Raw genomic sequence first — 19247 nt, forward strand, 5'->3', positions numbered from 1 at the left:
GCCCTCCTCGGCCCGTACTTTCCGGGCCGACGCGCTACGACGCGAACCGGCCCACCCCGATACACGGACAGCGCGCACGAGATGTTCGCCGCTCGTGCGGATGTCACACACGCATTCTTGTTTGCGTTACCGGTTCGTGTCACTCGCCTGTGGACAACTGGCCGCGATATGTCAGGGCTTGAAGCCCTTTGAGAGGAAAGTCGACCGCATTCGGACCGGCTGTCAGGCCGGCTCGATCTCCCGCAGCAAGCCCGTCTTCACATCGAAGACAAATCCGCGGACGTCGTCGGTGTGCAACAGGAACGGCGAGGTGCGCACCTTCTGGATGGACTGGCGCACGTCCTGGTCGACATCGCGGAAGCCCTCGACCGCCCAGGTGGGGCGCTGGCCGACCTCCATCTCCAGGTCGGTCCTGAAGTCCTCGGTCAGGCCCTCAAGGCCGCAGTTGCTGTGGTGGATGAGGACCACGCTGCGGGTGCCGAGCGCGCGCTGGCTGACGGTGAGGGAGCGGATCACGTCGTCGGTGACGACGCCGCCCGCGTTGCGGATCGTGTGGCAGTCGCCGAGCTCGAGGCCCAGGGCGGCGTGCAGGTCGAGGCGGGCGTCCATGCACGCGACGACCGCGACCTGAAGTACGGGGCGCGCGTCCATGCCGGGGTCGGTGAACGCCGCGGCATACCGCCCGTTCGCGTCGACAAGGCGGTCGATCACGCTTCCGTCGGCGGGTATGGCGCCTTCGGAGGCGGCTCCAGAGGGGAGGTGAGCAGAAGTCGTCATGACTATGACGGTAGCCGTCGAGCCTGGTCGGGGCCCGCTGTGAGAGCGGACAAAGAACATCATTGAGCCTTGTTGTGAGCGAACCCACAGAGGGGTGCGACCTCGGCCGCTCGGGTGAATTCACCCGATTCGCGGCTTCGGGCCGTGGCGGCCGCGACGCGCGGTCCGCTTGGTCGACCGGTTGATTGACCGGGGGGCACCGTGGACTAAAGTGACGCCGACCCCAGATAACCACGCAACGATGCAACACGGAGATCCCGGCACCGCCGTCCCGGCACCTGTCGGAACGCTCCCCGCGTGCGCGGCGCGTACGTACGGCTCGGCCTCCTCCCGCTCCGGTCGGTCGGCGTCACTTCCCCGGCGCCGACGGACCACCTTCCCCTTCACGAGCGGGCGGGGACCCGGCAGTGCGTACGCCTCCACGCCGGACCTGAGAGGGACCTTTGAGCCAGCGACACGTTCCGGTCATGCTCCAACGCTGCTTGGACGTGTTGGCTCCGGCACTTGCCCAGCCGGGCGCGGTCGTCGTCGACTGCACGCTCGGCCTCGGCGGGCACAGTGAGGCGCTGCTCTCCACGTTCCCCTTGTGCCGCCTCGTCGCGCTCGACCGCGACAAGGAAGCGCTGCGTCTTTCCGGCGAGCGCCTCGCGCCCTTCGGCGACCGGGCCACGCTCGTGCACGCCGTCTACGACGAACTGCCCGAGGTCCTCGACCGGTTGGGCATCCCGAAGGTGCAGGGCGTCCTGTTCGACCTCGGCGTCTCCTCCATGCAGCTCGACGAGGCCGACCGCGGCTTCGCGTACGCGCAGGACGCGCCGCTCGACATGCGCATGGACCAGTCGGCCGGGATGAGCGCCGCCGAGGTGCTCAACACGTACCCGCCGGGTGAACTGGTGCGGATCCTGCGCCAGTACGGCGAGGAGAAGCAGGCCAAGCGCATTGTTTCGGCCATCGTGCGGGAGCGCGAGAAGGAGCCGTTCAGCAACAGCGCCCGGCTCGTCGAGCTGATCCGCGACTCCCTGCCGCAGGCCGCCAAGCGCACCGGCGGCAACCCCGCCAAGCGCACCTTCCAGGCCCTGCGCATCGAGGTCAACGGCGAGCTGAGCGTGCTCGAGCGGGCGATCCCGGGGGCCGTGAAGTCGCTCGCCGTCGGCGGCCGGATCGCCGTCCTGTCGTACCACTCGCTCGAGGACCGCCTGGTCAAGCAGGTGTTCGCGGCCGGGGCGAGCAATACGGCGCCGCCCGGACTGCCGGTCGTCCCCGAGCAGTACCAGCCGCGGCTGAAGCTGCTCACGCGCGGCGCCGAACTCCCCACGGAGGAAGAGGTCGCGGAGAACCGCCGGGCCGCTCCGGCACGGCTGCGGGGTGCGCAGCGCATCCGCGAGGATGTCGAGGGGTGACGGCCGAGTGACGTACGCGCGCGTGGAGGGGTGGTCATGAGCGCCAGCAGTGGCTCGAAAGGTGCGCTGCGCGACAGGGCCGCCCGCCTTGCGCGGCTGCTCCCGCTCGGCCCGTCCGGCGGCACACAGGCCGCACGTACCCCGTTCGTCCTTCTCGTCGTGCTGCTCCTCGGCGGCGGTCTCATCACGCTCCTGATGCTGAACTCCTCGCTCAACGAAGGCTCGTTCCAGCTCACCAAGCTCAAGAAGCAGACCACCGAACTCACCGACGACGAGCAGGAACTCCAGCGCGACGTCGACTCCTACTCGGCGCCCGACGCCCTCCTGCGGCGCGCCCGCGGGCTCGGCATGGTGCCCGGCGGCGACCCGGCGTTCCTGGAGCCGAACGGCACCGTCAAGGGCATGCCGAGCCCGGCGGCCGGACCGCCCGCCCCGCCCCGCGTCGAGCCGAAGAAGACGCGGGAGGCCACCCCGAGCGCGAGCGCGTCGCCCTCCGCGAGCCCGTCCGCGTCGGCCGGCACGTCCCCCTCCGCCAAACCCTCCGAGTCGGCGAGCCCGAACTCCTCGGTCGAGCCCTCCCCTTCGAGCACCGGCAGGTGACGCCATGACCGACAGGGAGCCCCCGCGCCGCCGCGTGCCAGGCCCCGCGCGCCCGCCGCGCACCGGCCGGCCCGCGCCCAAGCCCACCCCGAAGGGGGCGGCCAAGCGCCCCGCCAGGCCCGCGCCGAAGCCCGCGGCCAGGTCCGCGCAACAGGGCCGCCCCGCCCCGCGCCAGGCCACCCGCCGTCCCCGCCCCGCCCCGCCGAAACCGAAGCAGAAGGCGGCCTCCCGGCTGCGTCTCGGCAGCCCGAAGCCGCGCCTGCGCATGGTCAGCCTCGGCCTCACGCTGGTCCTGCTGGTCTTCGTCGTCCGCCTCTTCCAGGTGCAGGGCGTCGACGCCAGCGCGTACGCGGCGAAGGCCTCGCTGAACCGATACGTCAGCCACTCGATCGCCGCCGAGCGCGGTGGCATCACGGACCGCAGCGGCGTCGAGCTCGCCGCGAGCGTGGACGCGTACGACATCACCGCCGACCCGACGCTGTTCACGAAGAAGGCCACCAAGGTCGACGACGCGCCGGAGCAGGCGGCGGCGCTCCTCTCGCCGATCATCGGCGTCGACGCCGCCGAGCTGACCAAGAAGCTGAAGACGAAGAACACGCGGTACGTGCGGCTCGCCGCGCGCCAGACGCCGCAGGTCTGGAAGCAGATCAAGGACCTCAGGACCACGCTGAACGAGAAGGCGAACGCCGCGGGCCGCACCGCGAGCGTGCTGTCCGGCGTGGTCGCCGACCCCAGCAGCAAGCGCGTCTACCCGAACGGCGACCTCGGCGCGGGCGTCCTCGGCTGGGTCAACGCCGACGGCAAGGGCGGCGGCGGCGTGGAGCAGCAGCTCGACAAGGAGCTCGCGGGCAAGCCCGGAAAGATCCGCTACGCCCAGTCCGGCGGACAGCAGGTACCGACGGCGGGCAGCACAGAGCAGCCCGCGGTCCCCGGCTCGGACGTCGAGCTGACCATCGACCGCGACATCCAGTGGGCCGCGCAGAACGCGATCGACGAGCAGGTCAAGAAGTCGAAGGCGGACCGCGGCTACGTGATAGTGCAGGACACCAAGACCGGCGAGGTCCTGGCCATGGCGAACGCGCCCGGCTTCGACCCGAACGACCTGGCGGACGCCAAGGCCTCCGCCCTCGGCAACGCCGCGCTCCAGGACGCGTACGAGCCCGGCTCCACCGCCAAGGTCATGTCGATGTCGGCCGTCCTGGAGGAGAACGCGGCCACGCCGGGGACCCACGTCACCGTGCCCAACCGGCTGCACCGCGGCGACCGCCTCTTCCAGGACGACGTCGACCACCCGACCTGGCACCTCACGCTCAACGGCGTGCTCGCCAAGTCCAGCAACATCGGCACCATCCTGGCGACGGGCCAGCTCGGCAAGACGCAGCCGGAGGCCAACGCGAAGCTCTACTCGTACCTGCGCAAGTTCGGCATCGGCCGGGAGAGCGGCCTCGGCTTCCCCGGCGAGACGTCCGGCATCCTCGCGCCCGCCGACAAGTGGTCCACGTCGCAGCAGTACACGATCCCGTTCGGCCAGGGCTTCTCCATCAACGCGATGCAGGCCGCGTCCGTGTACTCGACCATCGCCAACGGCGGCGTACGCGTGCAGCCCACCCTCGTACGCGGCACCAAGGGTCCCGACGGGCGGTTCACGCCCGCGCCGAAGCCCAAGGAGAACCGCGTCGTCAGCAAGAAGACCGCCAAGACCGTCGCGCAGATGCTGGAGTCCGTGGTCGACGACGAAGAGGGCACGGGCGCGAAGGCGCGCATCCCGGGCTACCGCGTCGCGGGCAAGACGGGCACCGCCAACCGCGTGGATCCGGCCACCGGCCGCTACAAGGGCTACACGTCGTCGTTCGCCGGTTTCGCGCCCGCCGACAAGCCGCGCGTCACGGTCTACTGCGCGATCCAGAACGCCACCAAGGGCGGCTACTTCGGCGGCCAGATCTGTGGCCCGATCTACAAGAAGGTCATGGAGTTCGCCCTGAAGACGCTTCAGACCCCGCCCACGGGCGACAAGCCGGCCAGGCTTCCCGTCACGTTCAAGCCGTGACGTTTTCCAGCCAGGACGGGCCGTGACCATGATCACTCACAAGCCGTGAGGGTGCCGTGACAGCCATCACCTCCGATCCGGGGAACCGCCCCGCGCCACGCCCCTCGCTTCGCCCGGCGGGGGGTGGGCCCGGTACGCTCACGCCGTGCCACACGCTGATCAGTCCCAAACCACCCAGAAGGGCGCACCCGTGACATACCCCGGGCCGCCGCGACCGGTCGAGGTCTCCGCCACACCCCTCGCGGAACTCGCCGATCAACTGGGTGTCTCCACGCCCAGGGCCGCAGTGGAGGTCACCGGCATCACCCACGACTCCCGTGCGGTGCGCCCCGGCGACCTGTACGCGGCCCTGCCAGGAGCCCGCGCGCACGGCGCCGACTTCGCCGCACAGGCCGCCTCGCTCGGCGCCGTCGCCGCGCTGACCGACCCGGCGGGCTGGGAGCGCGTGTCCGAGGCCGGACTCGTCCCGCTCGTCGTGGACAACCCGCGCGGCCGGATGGGCGAGCTGGCCGCGACGATCTACGGCCACCCCGGCAAGGACCTGCTCCAGCTCGGCATCACCGGCACGTCCGGCAAGACCACCACCGCGTACCTCATCGAGGGCGGTCTCCGGACGGTCCGCAGCACCGGCCTCATCGGCACGGTCGAGATGCGGATCGGCGACGAGCGGATCAAGTCCGAGCGCACCACTCCGGAAGCCACCGATCTCCAGGCGCTGTTCGCGGTCATGCGCGAGCGCGGCACCGAGGCCGTCGCCATGGAGGTCTCCAGCCACGCCCTCGTGCTCGGCCGGGTCGACGGCTGCGTCTTCGACGTGGCGGTCTTCAACAACCTGAGCCCGGAGCACATGGAGTTCCACTCCGACATGGAGGACTACTTCCAGGCGAAGGCACAGCTGTTCACGAAGGCCCGCAGCAAACAGGGCGTCGTGAACTACGACGACGAGTACGGGCGCCGGCTCATCGACGAGTCCGAGGTCCCCGTCGTCAGCTTCTCCGCGGAGGGCCACCCGGACGCCGACTGGCGCGCCGAGGACGTCGAAGTCGGGCCGTTCGACTCGACGTTGACCGTCGTCGGCCCCAAGGGTGAGCGGATCAGCGCCAAGGCGCCGCTCGCGGGCCCCTTCAACGTCGCGAACACCCTCGCCGCGATCGTCACCCTCGCCGTCGCCGGGATCGACCCGCAGACCGCGGCCGACGGCGTCGCCGCCGTACCCGGCGTGCCCGGCCGCCTCGAGCGCGTGGAGGCCGGCCAGAAGTACCTCGCCGTCGTCGACTACGCGCACAAGACCGACGCCGTGGAGTCCGTGCTCCGGGCGCTGCGCAAGGTCACCGAGAACAAGCTGCACATCGTGCTCGGCTGCGGCGGCGACCGCGACAGGACCAAGCGGATGCCGATGGGCGCGGCCGCGGCGCGGTTCGCCGACACGGCCATCCTCACCTCCGACAACCCGCGCTCCGAGGACCCCCTCGCGATCCTCGCCACGATGCTCGCGGGCGCAGCCGACGTACCGGCCCACGAGCGGGGCGACGTCGCCGTGTTCGAGGACCGGGCCGCGGCCATCGCCGCGGCCGTGGCGCGCGCCGAGCCCGGTGACACGGTGCTCATCGCGGGCAAGGGCCACGAGCAGGGCCAGGACATCGCCGGTGTGGTCCGCCCGTTCGACGACCGCCAGGTCCTCCGCGCGTCCATCGAGGCGGCCGCAGCCACCGTCGACCACCAGAAAACCCAGGGATGAAGTTGTGATCGCCCTCTCCCTCGCCGAGATCGCCTCAGCCGTCGGCGGGCAGACGTACGACATACCGGACCCGCAGGCCCGGGTCACCGGGCCGGTCGTCATCGACTCGCGCAAGGTCGAGCCGGGAAGCCTGTTCGCCGCCTTCGTGGGCGAGCGGGTCGACGGCCACGACTACGCGCGCGAGGTCGTCGACAAGGGGGCCGCCGCCGTACTGGCGTCGCGCCCGGTCGGTGTGCCCGCCATCGTCGTCGACGACGTCCAGGCGGCGCTCGGCGCGCTCGCCCGGCACGTGGTCGCGCGGCTCGGCGCCACCCTTGTGGCTCTCACCGGCTCGGCCGGCAAGACCAGCACCAAGGACCTGATCGCCCAGGTGCTGCGCCGCAAGGCCGACACGGTCTTCACGCCCGGCTCGTTCAACAACGAGATCGGCCTGCCGCTGACCGCGCTCACCGCCACCGACGAGACGCAGTTCCTCGTCCTGGAGATGGGCGCCCGCGGCATCGGCCACATCACGTACCTGACGGGCCTCACGCCCCCGAAGGTCGGGGTCGTCCTGAACGTCGGGACCGCGCACATCGGCGAGTTCGGCGGCCGCGAGCAGATCGCGGTGGCGAAGGGCGAACTGGTGGAGGCCCTCCCCGCCGACGGCACCGCGATCCTCAACGCGGACGACCCGCTGGTGCGCGCCATGGCTTCGCGCACGAAGGCCAAGGTGCTCTTCTTCGGAGAGGCCGAGAGCGCCGACGTACGCGCCGAGAATGTCCGGCTCACGGAGACCGGACAGCCCGCCTTCAGCCTGCACACACCCTCCGGGTGCAGCGAAGTGACCTTGCGCCTGTACGGTGAGCACCACGTGTCGAACGCGCTCGCCGCGGCCGCCGTCGCCCATGACCTTGGCATGTCCGTGGAGGAGATCGCCCTCGCGCTCTCCGAGGCGGGCAACCTGTCCCGCTGGCGGATGGAGGTCACCGAGCGCTCGGACGGCGTCACGATCGTCAACGACGCCTACAACGCGAACCCCGAGTCCATGCGAGCGGCGCTGCGCGCGCTGGTGGCCATGGGCGGGGCCCTACGGGCAAAGGGTGGTCGGACGTGGGCGGTGCTCGGGCAGATGGCCGAGCTCGGCGACGAGTCGCTGACCGAGCACGACGCCGTCGGACGGCTCGCCGTCCGGCTCAACGTCAGCAAGCTCGTTGCAGTCGGGGGCAGGGAAGCGTCCTGGATGCAACTGGGCGCCTATAACGAGGGTTCGTGGGGTGAGGAGTCGGTGCACGTGTCCGACGCACAGGCGGCGATCGACCTGCTGCGCAGCGAGCTGCGCCCGGGAGACGTCGTGCTCGTGAAGGCATCCAGGTCGGTGGGTCTGGAGAGCGTGGCACAGGCGCTGCTCGCGGACGTGCAGGGTGGGGTTGATGCCTGATGATGAAGCAGATCCTGTTCGCGGGCGTCATCGGGCTCTTCCTGACGCTCGCGGGAACGCCGCTGCTGATCAAGCTCCTTGCGCGCAAGGGCTACGGCCAGTTCATCCGTGACGACGGCCCGCGCGAGCACCACAGCAAGCGCGGCACGCCGACCATGGGTGGTATCGCCTTCATCCTGGCGACCCTCATCGCGTACTTCCTCAGCAAGCTGATCACCGGCGCCACGCCGACCCTGTCGGGTCTGCTCGTGCTCGGCCTGATGGCGGGCATGGGGCTCGTCGGCTTCCTCGACGACTACATCAAGATCGTCAAGCGGCGCTCCCTCGGCCTCAGAGCCAAGGCGAAGATGGCCGGACAGCTGATCGTCGGCATCGCCTTCGCCGTGATCTCACTGCAGTTCGCCGATGTGCGCGGCAATACGCCCGCCTCCACCAAGCTCTCCTTCGTGGAGGACTTCGGCTGGTCGATCGGCCCGGTCCTGTTCGTGGTCTGGGCGCTGTTCATGATCCTCGCGATGTCGAACGGCGTGAACCTGACGGACGGCCTCGACGGCCTCGCCACCGGCGCCTCCGTGATGGTCTTCGGCGCGTACACCTTCATCGGTGTCTGGCAGTTCCAGGAGTCCTGCGCCAACGCGCAGACGCTCACCAACCCAGGGGCGTGTTTCGAGGTCAGAGACCCACTCGACCTGGCGGTGGTCGCATCGGCCTTGATGGGCGCATGTTTCGGCTTCCTGTGGTGGAACACCTCGCCCGCCAAGATCTTCATGGGTGACACCGGCTCCCTCGCCCTCGGCGGCGCCCTCGCGGGCCTCGCGATCTGCTCCCGTACGGAGCTCCTGATCGCCCTCCTCGGCGGCCTGTTCGTCCTGATCACCATGTCCGTCGTGATCCAGGTCGGCTCCTTCAAGATGACCGGCAAGCGCGTCTTCAAGATGGCGCCGTTGCAGCACCACTTCGAACTCAAGGGGTGGTCCGAAGTCCTTGTCGTGGTCCGGTTCTGGATCATCCAGGGCATGTGCGTGATCGTCGGACTCGGCCTCTTCTACGCAGGATGGGCAGCCAAGAAGTGACCTCCACCTGGCAGGGGTTGAACATCACCGTCGCCGGTCTCGGCGTGAGCGGCATCAGTGCCGCCCGCGCCCTGGCCGGCCTCGGCGCGTCGGTGACCGTCGTGGACGGCGGCGACAGCGAGGTCCACCGCGAAAAGGCGGCTCTTCTTAAAGAAGAGGGGATCTCCGTCCAGCTCGGGGACTCGACCACGCTGCCCGAGGGCACCGAACTCGTCGTCACCTCGCCCGGCTGGAAGCCCTCCTCGCCCCTGTTCGCGGAGGCCGCGGCGGCCGGCGTCGACGTCGTCGGCGACGTGGAGATCGCCTGGCGCCTGCGCGGCCCGAACGCCGCGCCCTGGCTCGCGATCACCGGTACCAACGGCAAGACCACGACGACGCAGATGCTCGCGTCGATCCTGGAGGCGGCGGGCCTGCGCACGGCCGCCGTCGGCAACATCGGTACGCCGATCATCGACGTCGTACGTGAAGGCGACGACGCCTACGACGTGTTCGCCGTCGAGCTGTCCTCGTACCAGCTGCACTGGGCGCCCTCGCTGCGCGCCCACTCCGGCGCCGTCCTGAACCTCGCGCCCGACCACCTCGACTGGCACGGCTCCATGGAGGCGTACGCCGCCGACAAGGGCCGTATCTACGAGGGCAATCAGGTCGCCTGCGTCTACAACGTCGCGGACAAGGCGACCGAGGACCTGGTCGTCGAGGCCGACGTCGAGGAGGGCTGCCGCGCCATCGGCTTCACGCTCGGCACGCCCGGCCCCTCCGAACTCGGCGTCGTGGACGGCATCCTGGTCGACCGCGCCTTCGTGGAGAACCGGCAGAAGAACGCCCAGGAGCTCGCCGAGGTCTCCGACGTCCACCCGCCGGCCCCGCACAACATCGCCAACGCCCTCGCCGCGGCGGCCCTCGCCCGCGCCTTCGGCGTCGAGCCCCAGGCCGTACGCGAGGGTCTGCGGAACTTCCGCCCCGACGCCCACCGCATCGAGCACGTCGCCGACGTGGACGGCGTCGCGTACGTGGACGACTCCAAGGCGACCAACACCCATGCCACCCAGGCGTCGTTGGCCAGTTACGAGTCCATCGTGTGGATCGCGGGCGGGCTCGCCAAGGGCGCCACCTTCGACGAGCTGGTGACGGGCGCCGCGAAGCGGCTGCGCGGCGTCGTCCTGATCGGCGCGGACCGGGCCCTGATCCGTGAAGCCCTGCAGCGACACGCACCGGAAGTACCGGTCGTCGACCTCGACCGGACCGACACTGGGGCGATGTCGGCGGCGGTCCAGGAGGCCGCGCGGCTCGCCCGCACGGGGGACACCGTGCTGATGGCCCCGGCCTGCGCGTCGATGGACATGTTCACGAACTACAACAAGCGTGGCGAGGCGTTCGCGGAAGCGGTCCGCGAACTGGGCGCCACCAGCGTCTGACGGGGCTCGAGAGGGCGCCCGGTGACGCCGGGCACCCTTCGGGAGGGGAACGTGGCAGCGCAGACGTACGGCTCATCGGTGGGGGACGGTCATGGCCGGTAGCAGTCCTCCCCGCACGACCGGGCGCCCCGCCGCACCGCCGCGGAGGACCAGCAAGGTCTACCGGGCCCGGGTCAACCCGGTGCGCCGCCTGTACGCCCAGGCGAAGCGCGCCTGGGACCGGCCGCTCACGGCGTACTACCTGATCATCGGGGCCGCGCTGCTGCTCACGGTCCTCGGCCTCGTGATGGTCTACTCCGCGTCGATGATCACGGCGCTGCAGATGGGCCTGTCCAGCTCGTACTTCTTCAAGAAGCAGTTCGTCGCGGCCGTCATCGGCGGCGTCCTGCTGCTCATCGCGATGCGGATGCCGGTGAAACTGCACCGCGCGCTCGCCTACCCGATACTCGCCGTCAGCGTCTTCCTCATGGTCCTCGTGCAGGTGCCGGGGATAGGGGTGTCGATCAACGGCAACCAGAACTGGATCTCGCTCGGCGGCCCCTTCATGCTCCAGCCCAGCGAGTTCGGGAAGCTGGCGTTGATCCTCTGGGGCGCGGACCTGCTGGCGCGCAAGCACGACAAGCGGCTGCTGACCCAGTGGAAGCACATGCTGGTGCCGCTCGTTCCGGTGGCCTTCTTGCTGCTCGGGCTGATCATGCTCGGCGGCGACATGGGCACCGCGATCCTGCTGACCGCGATCCTCTTCGGCCTGCTGTGGACGGCCGGGGCGCCGACGCGGCTCTTCGTGGGCGTGCTGTCGGTGGCCGCCGTGATCGGCCTGCTCCTCATCAAGACCAGCCCGAACCGCATGGCACGCCTCGCCTGCCTGGGCAGCGCCGACGCGGGACCCGGCGACATGTGCTGGCAGGGGCTGCACGGGATCTACGCACTGGCCTCCGGCGGACTCTTCGGTTCCGGTCTCGGAGCGAGTGTGGAAAAATGGGGACAACTCCCCGAAGCGCACACCGACTTCATCTTTGCCGTCACCGGTGAGGAACTGGGCCTGGCGGGGACGCTGTCGGTGCTCGCCCTGTTCGCGGCTCTAGGCTATGCGGGTATCCGCGTGGCCGGACGCACGGAGGACCCCTTCGTTCGCTATGCCGCGGGAGGCGTGACGACGTGGATCACGGCACAGGCCGTGGTCAACATCGGTGCGGTGCTCGGCCTGCTGCCGATCGCCGGAGTCCCGCTCCCGCTGTTCTCGTACGGGGGGTCCGCACTGCTCCCGACCATGTTCGCCGTGGGTCTCCTTATCGCGTTCGCGCGGGACGAGCCGGCGGCGCGGGCGGCCCTCGCCATGCGGCGGAGCCCGGGAGCCCGGGGGATGAGATGGAACACGATGCGACGGCGTGCCTCGGCACGCCCGTCCAGAGAGCGGTGAATTTCGGTGCATGTCGTACTCGCCGGTGGGGGGACCGCCGGCCACATCGAGCCGGCGCTCGCCCTCGCGGACGCCCTGCGCAGGCAGGACCCGACCGTGGGCATCACGGCCCTGGGCACGGAACGAGGCCTTGAGACCCGTCTCGTGCCGGAGCGCGGCTACGACCTGGCGCTGATCCCCGCCGTACCGCTGCCGCGCAAGCCCACGCCGGAACTGATCACGGTTCCCGGCCGGCTGCGCGGCACCATCAAGGCGGCCGAGCAGGTCATGGAGCGCACCAAGGCGGACGCGGTCGTCGGCTTCGGCGGATACGTCGCGCTGCCCGGCTACCTCGCGGCCAAGCGGCTCGGCGTGCCGATCGTGGTGCACGAGGCCAACGCGCGGCCGGGCCTGGCCAACAAGATCGGTTCGCGGTACGCGGCGCAGGTCGCGGTCTCCTCGCCCGACAGCAAGCTGCGCAACTCGCGCTACATCGGCATCCCGCTGCGCCGCACCATCGCCCTGCTCGACCGGGCGCAGAAGCGGCCCGAGGCGCGCGCCGCGTTCGGCCTCGACCCGAACCTGCCGACGCTGCTCGTCTCCGGCGGCTCCCAGGGCGCCCGCCACCTGAACGAGGTCGTCACGCGCGTCGCGCCGCTGCTCCAGCGGTCCGGCATCCAGGTGCTGCACGTGGTCGGCCCCAAGAACGAACTGCCGCAGGTCCAGCAGATGCCGGGGATGCCCCCGTACATCCCGGTACCGTACGTGGACCGGATGGACCTCGCGTACGCCGCGGCCGACATGATGCTCTGCCGCGCGGGCGCGATGACCGTCGCCGAACTCTCCGCCGTCGGGCTCCCGGCCGCGTACGTCCCGCTGCCCATCGGCAACGGTGAACAGCGGCTCAACGCCCAGCCGGTGGTCAAGGCCGGCGGCGGTCTGCTGGTCGACGACGCGGAGCTGACCCCCGAGTGGGTCCAGGCCCATGTCCTGCCCGTGCTCGCCGACCCGCACCGGCTGTACGAGATGTCCCGCGCCGCCGCCGAGTTCGGCCGCAGGGACGCCGACGACCTGCTCGTCGGGATGGTGTACGAGGCGATCAACTCGCGTCGTTAGTGAGCAGACGAATGTAAGGGCAGGGGACAGTGGCCGGACCCACCACCACGGACCGCGAACGAGAGTCGTCCGAAACGTCCGAGCCGCCCCCCGCCGCGGGATGGGTGCGCATGCCGAGCGTGCGCACCCTTGTCGTGACCGGAGTGCTGCTCGTGCTGCTCGGCGCGGGCGGCACCTGGCTGCTGTACGGCTCGCCGTGGCTGCGCGTGGAGCGCGTCAAGCCTTCCGGCACCCGGGTCCTGACGCCGTCTCAGGTCCGCGACGCGGCCGCCGTGCCGGTCGGCGCCCCGCTGATCTCCGTCGACACGGACGCCATTGAGGACCGGCTGCGCCGGAAATTGCCCCGGATCGACTCGGTTGATGTGGTCCGTTCATGGCCGCACGGAATCGGGCTGAAAGTGACGGAACGCAAGCCGGTGCTGATTGTCGAAGACGGCGGAAATTCAGACAAGTTCGTCGAAGTCGACCGCGAAGGCGTTCGCTTCGCGACGGTCGACAAGCCCCTGAAGGGCGTTCCCCTCCTCGAATTGACGCCCGATCAGGGCGGCGCCGAGGCAAGCCTGCGGCGCTTCGGCCCCGACCGGCTCGTACGCGAAGCGGTGCGGGTCGCCGGGCAGCTCCCGAAGCCGGTCGCGCGCGACACGCGGACCGTCAAGGTCCGTTCGTACGACGACATCTCGCTGGAGCTGTCCGGCGGGCGGGCCGTCTCCTGGGGAAGTGCCGAGCAGGGTGACACGAAGGCACGTACTCTCACCGCTCTCATGAAAGCCTCCCCGAAGGCCAGGCACTTGGACGTGAGTGTTCCCACGGCCCCTGCCGCGTCCGGGAGTTGACGCACATCGATGCAGGCCAGCACCCTGGTTGGGCATCGACACGGCTGATCACATAGGGTGAAAAGAAAAACGGGAGGTTCGGCGTGTTCGTTGAACGGGCGCCACTTGTCGACTTAGTGTCAGGTTCGGAAGAGTCCAGGAAACAGACACACTGGTAACCCTAAACTTCAGCGTTAGGGTTCGGGTCGGCAGTCGACTAGTAGTCAACTAGTAGTCCGGACCGCCCCAATTCGGCATCAGTCGTCGCACCGTTGAACGCGAGGCGGCGACACGTAACTCGAGGCGAGAGGCCTTCGACGTGGCAGCACCGCAGAACTACCTCGCAGTCATCAAAGTCATCGGTGTCGGCGGCGGTGGTGTCAATGCCATCAACCGGATGATCGAGGTCGGTCTCAAGGGCGTCGAGTTCATCGCCATCAACACCGATGCGCAAGCCCTGTTGATGAGCGACGCGGACGTCAAGCTCGACGTCGGCCGTGAACTCACCCGCGGACTCGGCGCCGGAGCCAATCCGGGCGTCGGACGCAAGGCGGCCGAGGACCACCGCGAGGAGATCGAGGAGGTCCTCAAGGGGGCCGACATGGTCTTCGTCACCGCCGGTGAAGGTGGCGGCACCGGCACCGGCGGCGCACCCGTCGTGGCCAACATCGCGCGCTCGCTCGGCGCCCTCACGATCGGTGTGGTCACACGGCCGTTCACCTTCGAGGGCCGGCGCCGGGCCAACCAGGCGGAGGACGGCATCGCCGAACTCCGCGAAGAGGTCGACACCCTCATCGTCATCCCGAACGACCGGCTCCTGTCCATCTCGGACCGGCAGGTCTCCGTCCTCGACGCCTTCAAGTCGGCGGACCAGGTCCTGCTCTCCGGTGTCCAGGGCATCACCGACCTCATCACCACCCCGGGGCTCATCAACCTCGACTTCGCGGACGTGAAGTCCGTGATGTCCGAGGCGGGTTCGGCCCTGATGGGCATCGGCTCCGCCCGCGGCGACGACCGCGCGGTGGCCGCCGCCGAGATGGCGATCTCCTCGCCGCTCCTCGAGGCGTCCATCGACGGCGCCCGCGGCGTGCTGCTGTCCATCTCCGGAGGCTCGGACCTCGGTCTCTTCGAGATCAACGAGGCCGCGCAGCTGGTCAGCGAGGCGGCCCACCCCGAGGCGAACATCATCTTCGGCGCCGTCATCGACGACGCGCTCGGGGACGAGGTCCGGGTCACCGTCATCGCCGCCGGCTTCGACGGTGGACAGCCGCCGAACAAGCGGGACAACGTGGTCGGTTCGTCGACCGCCAAGCGTGACGAGCCGGCGACGCCGGCGCGGCCTTCGACGCCGGCCCCCGAGCCCGCGCGTCCGTCCTTCGGCAACCTCGGCAGCGTCACCCAGCGCGAGGAGTCCCAGCCGCAGACGCCGACCCCGGCCCCGCCGGTCGAGGCGCCCGCCCCGGCGAACGAGGCACCGTCGGCCCCGGCCGCCCCGCCGCAGGTTCCCCGGCCGTCTTACCCGGACAGCCAGGCCGAGGAGCTCGACGTGCCGGACTTCCTGAAGTAGTCACGTGAGCCTGAACGTGATCGTGGAGCAGGTCGGATCACCGCAGTGACAGGACAACACCACACAGTGTCTTCCGAGAGTGGCGCGCACTTCGCCTTCACCGACCGGTGGGGCGGGGTGAGCGCCGCTCCGTACGAGGAGCTCAATCTCGGCGGCGCCGTCGGCGACGACTCCGAAGCCGTGCTGCGCAACCGGGAACTGGCAGCCCAGGCACTCGGGATCGACGCCTCCCGTGTCGTGTGGATGAACCAGGTGCACGGCCCCGATGTGGCGGTGGTGGACGGGCCCTGGCCCACCGAAGCCAACATTCCGTGCGTCGACGCCCTCGTCACCACGCGGCGCGGGCTCGCGCTCGCCGTGCTCACCGCGGACTGCACCCCCGTTCTGCTCGCCGACCCGGTCGCCGGGGTCGTCGCCGCCGCGCACGCGGGACGCCCCGGCATGGTCGCCGGAGTGGTGCCGGCCGCGGTCCGCGCCATGGTGGAGCGGGGCGCGGACCCGGCCCGGATCATCGCCCGCACGGGGCCCGCGGTCTGCGGGCGCTGCTACGAGGTGCCGGCCGAGATGCGGGCCGAGGTCGCGGCGGTGGAACCGGCCGCGTACGCCGAGACCAGCTGGGGCACTCCGGCCGTCGATGTGACCGCCGGTGTGCACGCACAGCTGGAGCGGCTCGGGGTGCGTGACCGGGAGCGGTCGCCGGTGTGCACACTTGAGTCGCACGATCACTTCTCGTACCGCCGCGACAAGGCCACCGGCCGACTCGCCGGCTATGTCTGGCTGGACTGAGACGACATGACGAACCTTCAGGAACGTACGGCGGAGCTCGCCGCGAACCTGGCCACGGTGGAGGAACGTATCACCACGGCCTGCGCGGCGGCCGGGCGCAAGCGGGACGACGTGACCCTCATCGTGGTCACCAAGACCTATCCCGCGAGCGATGTGCGGATCCTGTCCGGGCTCGGGGTGCGGCACGTGGCGGAGAACCGGGACCAGGACGCGGCGCCCAAGGCCGCGGAATGCTCGGATCTGCCGCTTACTTGGCACTTTGTCGGTCAGCTTCAGACCAACAAGGTCCGTTCCGTGGCGAGTTACGCCGGTCTGGTGCAGTCCGTCGACCGGGGCAGGCTCGTCACGGCGCTCTCCAAGGAAGCCGTGCGGGCCGAACGCGAACTGGGGTGTCTGATCCAGGTCGCGCTCGACGCCGGTGCGGACGGTCGGGGGGAGCGCGGGGGCGTCGGCCCCGGCGGAGTGGAGGAGTTGGCCGCGCGCGTTGCCGAGGCCCCGGGTTTGCGGCTCGACGGACTGATGACCGTCGCGCCGCTCACCGGGGAGTACGCGGGGCGGCAACAGGCGGCGTTCGAGCGGCTCATGGATTTGTCGACTGCCCTGCGCGCGGCCCATCCGGCTGCGAACATGGTCTCGGCAGGGATGAGTTCGGACCTCGAGCAGGCCGTGGCGGCCGGAGCGACACATGTGCGCGTCGGTACCGCGGTCCTGGGTGTCCGACCCCGGCTCGGGTAACGTCGCGAAGAAGTCGGACCACAGCAGAAAATATGGTCATTCTCGCTGATGGGCGGGGAGGCCACGTGGATCGCGGGCACTTTGGTTGACGTCAGCCGATCCACCACAGAGCGGAGGACTCAGAGAATGGCCGGCGCGATGCGCAAGATGGCGGTCTACCTCGGCCTCGTGGAGGACGATGGGTACGACGGCCGGGGGTTCGACCCCGATGACGACTTCGAGCCCGAACTCGACCCGGAGCCCGAGCGTGCCCCTCGACGACACGATCGGCACGAGCCGTCGCATCAGTCGCACAACTCCCATGGTGCGACGGATGTGGAGGAATCGGTCAGAGTAGTGCAGCCTCCGGCTCAGCGTGAGCCGGTGCGCCAAGCCGCCCCGCTCGCCGCCGATTCCGGACGTCCGGCACGAATCGCCCCCGTGGCATCCATCACACCTGAACGTCAGAGCCTGGAGAAGAACGCACCGGTGATCATGCCCAAGGTTGTGTCCGAGCGGGAGCCCTACCGCATCACCACTTTGCACCCCCGGACCTACAACGAGGCCCGTACCATCGGGGAACACTTCCGTGAGGGCACCCCGGTGATCATGAATCTGACGGAGATGGACGACACCGACGCGAAGCGACTTGTCGACTTTGCCGCCGGTCTTGTGTTCGGTCTTCACGGGAGCATCGAGCGAGTGACACAGAAGGTGTTCCTGTTGTCGCCTGCTAACGTCGATGTCACGGCGGAGGACAAGGCCCGTATCGCAGAGGGCGGGTTCTTCAACCAGAGCTGAGACGCAGCAAAGAGTTCGACGACTGGTAACCAGCCAGTCACGAGGCACGAGACACAGGGGAGAGGGAACCGCCGAGATGGGCGTGGTTTTGCAGGTGCTCTACGTCGCGCTGATGTGTTTCCTCATCGTGCTGATCTTCCGGCTGGTCATGGACTACGTCTTCCAGTTCGCCCGCTCGTGGCAACCCGGCAAGGCGATGGTGGTCGTTCTGGAGGCCACCTACACTGTCACTGATCCACCGCTCAAGCTTCTGCGGCGGTTCATTCCGCCGCTGCGTCTCGGGGGCGTGGCGCTCGACCTGTCCTTCTTCGTACTGATGATCATCGTCTGGGTCCTGATCTCGATCGTGCAGAACGTCGGGATGCGACTGTGAACGATACGGTCTTGCCGAATGCCGACGACAACGTTGAGGTGAAGAGATGCCGTTGACCCCCGAGGACGTGCGGAACAAACAGTTCACGACCGTCCGCCTCCGAGAAGGCTATGACGAGGACGAGGTCGATGCCTTCCTCGATGAGGTCGAAGCCGAACTGACCCGTCTTCTCCGAGAGAACGAAGACCTGCGCGCGAAGCTCGCCGCAGCCACGCGCGCCGCCGCGCAGAACCAGCAGCAGGGCGGCATGCGCAAGGGCCCCGGTGGGCCTGGTGGCCCCGGCGGTCCGGGTGGACCCGAGGGTCCGCAGGACCAGCAGGGTCCCCCGCAGGGCATGCGAGGCCCGGGCGCCCCGGTGCCCGCGGGTATATCGGGCCCGCCGCAGCAGCAGATGGGCGGCCCCATGGGCGGCCCGCCCCAGCTGCCGAGCGGTGCGCCGCAGCTGCCGGCCGGTCCTGGTGGACACGGTCCGCAGGGCGGCCAGCAGGGTCCCGGCCCGATGGGCCAGGGGCCGATGGGCCAGCAGCCGCAGCTGGGCGGCCCGATGGGCGGCCCCATGGGCGGCCACGGTGGCCCGCAGATGCCGCAGCCCGGTCAGGGCCCCGGTGGCGACAGCGCCGCCCGTGTCCTCTCGCTGGCTCAGCAGACCGCCGACCAGGCGATCGCCGAGGCCCGCTCCGAGGCGAACAAGATCGTCGGCGAGGCGCGCAGCCGTGCCGAGGGTCTTGAGCGTGACGCCCGTGCCAAGGCCGACGCCCTGGAGCGGGACGCGCAGGAGAAGCACCGCGTCGCGATGGGCTCCCTGGAGTCCGCCCGCGCCACGCTGGAGCGCAAGGTCGAGGACCTGCGCGGCTTCGAGCGCGAGTACCGCACGCGTCTGAAGTCGTACCTGGAGTCGCAGCTGCGCCAGCTGGAGACGCAGGCCGACGACTCGCTCGCTCCGCCGCGTACCCCCGCGACCGCGAGCCTGCCGCCGTCCCCGGCGCCTTCCATGGCTCCGGCCGGTGCGGGTGCGCCGTCCTACGGTGGCAACCAGTCGATGGGTGGCAACCAGCAGAACGGCGGTCCGTCGTACGGCGGTGGCCAGCAGCAGATGTCGCCCGCGATGACGCAGCCGATGGCTCCGGTGCGGCCGCAGGGTCCGTCGCCGATGGGTCAGGCCCCGTCGCCGATGCGTGGCTTCCTCATCGACGAGGACGACAACTGAGC

At 70.0% G+C, this 19247-nt stretch carries 17 protein-coding genes; 16 read left to right on the plus strand and 1 reads right to left on the minus strand.

Annotated elements, in window-relative coordinates:
* Positions 1-222: 222 nt before the first annotated feature.
* Complete coding sequence (locus ACP4E5_RS32335; RefSeq protein ID WP_425834892.1) at positions 223-840, minus strand: beta-class carbonic anhydrase; 618 nt, start codon at positions 838-840, stop codon at positions 223-225.
* A gap of 380 nt (positions 841-1220) precedes the next feature.
* Between ACP4E5_RS32335 and rsmH the strand changes: the two genes are divergently transcribed.
* The 16 genes from rsmH to ACP4E5_RS32415 all read left to right on the plus strand — a co-directional run bounded on the left by rsmH (position 1221) and on the right by ACP4E5_RS32415 (position 19245).
* Complete coding sequence (gene rsmH / locus ACP4E5_RS32340) at positions 1221-2177, plus strand: 16S rRNA (cytosine(1402)-N(4))-methyltransferase RsmH (protein ID WP_425834894.1); 957 nt, start codon at positions 1221-1223, stop codon at positions 2175-2177.
* 36 nt (positions 2178-2213) lie between these two features.
* Positions 2214-2777 carry a cell division protein FtsL gene (gene ftsL, locus ACP4E5_RS32345; RefSeq protein ID WP_425834896.1) on the plus strand — a complete coding sequence of 188 codons (564 nt, stop codon included), beginning with the start codon at positions 2214-2216 and terminating at the stop codon, positions 2775-2777.
* Positions 2778-2781: 4 nt separating this feature from the next.
* Positions 2782-4824: a peptidoglycan D,D-transpeptidase FtsI family protein gene (locus tag ACP4E5_RS32350; protein ID WP_425834898.1), complete on the plus strand. Its 2043-nt coding sequence runs from the start codon at positions 2782-2784 to the stop codon at positions 4822-4824.
* Between the two features lie 190 nt (positions 4825-5014).
* Positions 5015-6562, plus strand: a complete 1548-nt coding sequence (locus ACP4E5_RS32355) for a UDP-N-acetylmuramoyl-L-alanyl-D-glutamate--2,6-diaminopimelate ligase (protein WP_425834900.1) — start codon at positions 5015-5017, stop codon at positions 6560-6562.
* A gap of 4 nt (positions 6563-6566) precedes the next feature.
* Positions 6567-7982, plus strand: a complete 1416-nt coding sequence (locus tag ACP4E5_RS32360; protein ID WP_425834902.1) for a UDP-N-acetylmuramoyl-tripeptide--D-alanyl-D-alanine ligase — start codon at positions 6567-6569, stop codon at positions 7980-7982.
* Positions 7982-9055: a phospho-N-acetylmuramoyl-pentapeptide-transferase gene (mraY, locus tag ACP4E5_RS32365; RefSeq protein WP_425834904.1), complete on the plus strand. Its 1074-nt coding sequence runs from the start codon at positions 7982-7984 to the stop codon at positions 9053-9055. Before ACP4E5_RS32360 ends, mraY begins: the two co-directional genes overlap by 1 nt.
* The gene (gene murD, locus ACP4E5_RS32370) at positions 9037-10470 is read left to right on the plus strand and encodes a UDP-N-acetylmuramoyl-L-alanine--D-glutamate ligase (protein WP_425834906.1); all 1434 of its coding nucleotides are present in this window, start codon (positions 9037-9039) and stop codon (positions 10468-10470) included. The genes mraY and murD overlap by 19 nt, the downstream gene beginning before the upstream one ends.
* Positions 10471-10561: 91 nt before the next feature.
* Entirely contained in the window at positions 10562-11890 is a 1329-nt protein-coding gene (gene ftsW / locus ACP4E5_RS32375; RefSeq protein WP_425834908.1) for a putative lipid II flippase FtsW, read from the plus strand.
* A 6-nt stretch (positions 11891-11896) separates the two neighbouring features.
* Complete coding sequence (murG, locus tag ACP4E5_RS32380; protein ID WP_425834910.1) at positions 11897-12985, plus strand: undecaprenyldiphospho-muramoylpentapeptide beta-N-acetylglucosaminyltransferase; 1089 nt, start codon at positions 11897-11899, stop codon at positions 12983-12985.
* A gap of 29 nt (positions 12986-13014) precedes the next feature.
* Complete coding sequence (locus ACP4E5_RS32385; protein WP_425834912.1) at positions 13015-13818, plus strand: cell division protein FtsQ/DivIB; 804 nt, start codon at positions 13015-13017, stop codon at positions 13816-13818.
* 298 nt (positions 13819-14116) lie between these two features.
* On the plus strand, positions 14117-15364 hold the full coding sequence (gene ftsZ / locus ACP4E5_RS32390; protein WP_425834914.1) for a cell division protein FtsZ: 1248 nt from the start codon (positions 14117-14119) through the stop codon (positions 15362-15364).
* A gap of 45 nt (positions 15365-15409) precedes the next feature.
* Positions 15410-16150 carry a peptidoglycan editing factor PgeF gene (pgeF, locus tag ACP4E5_RS32395; RefSeq protein ID WP_425834916.1) on the plus strand — a complete coding sequence of 247 codons (741 nt, stop codon included), beginning with the start codon at positions 15410-15412 and terminating at the stop codon, positions 16148-16150.
* Between the two features lie 6 nt (positions 16151-16156).
* The gene (locus ACP4E5_RS32400) at positions 16157-16885 is read left to right on the plus strand and encodes a YggS family pyridoxal phosphate-dependent enzyme (protein ID WP_425834918.1); all 729 of its coding nucleotides are present in this window, start codon (positions 16157-16159) and stop codon (positions 16883-16885) included.
* 126 nt (positions 16886-17011) lie between these two features.
* On the plus strand, positions 17012-17665 hold the full coding sequence (locus tag ACP4E5_RS32405; RefSeq protein WP_425834920.1) for a cell division protein SepF: 654 nt from the start codon (positions 17012-17014) through the stop codon (positions 17663-17665).
* A 76-nt stretch (positions 17666-17741) separates the two neighbouring features.
* On the plus strand, positions 17742-18038 hold the full coding sequence (locus tag ACP4E5_RS32410) for a YggT family protein (protein WP_425834922.1): 297 nt from the start codon (positions 17742-17744) through the stop codon (positions 18036-18038).
* Between the two features lie 46 nt (positions 18039-18084).
* Complete coding sequence (locus ACP4E5_RS32415; protein ID WP_425834924.1) at positions 18085-19245, plus strand: DivIVA domain-containing protein; 1161 nt, start codon at positions 18085-18087, stop codon at positions 19243-19245.
* Positions 19246-19247 lie beyond the last annotated feature (2 nt).

Origin of the sequence: Streptomyces fractus (genome assembly GCF_049844455.1) — a bacterium.
GTDB classification, from domain to species: Bacteria; Actinomycetota; Actinomycetes; order Streptomycetales; family Streptomycetaceae; genus Streptomyces; species Streptomyces fractus.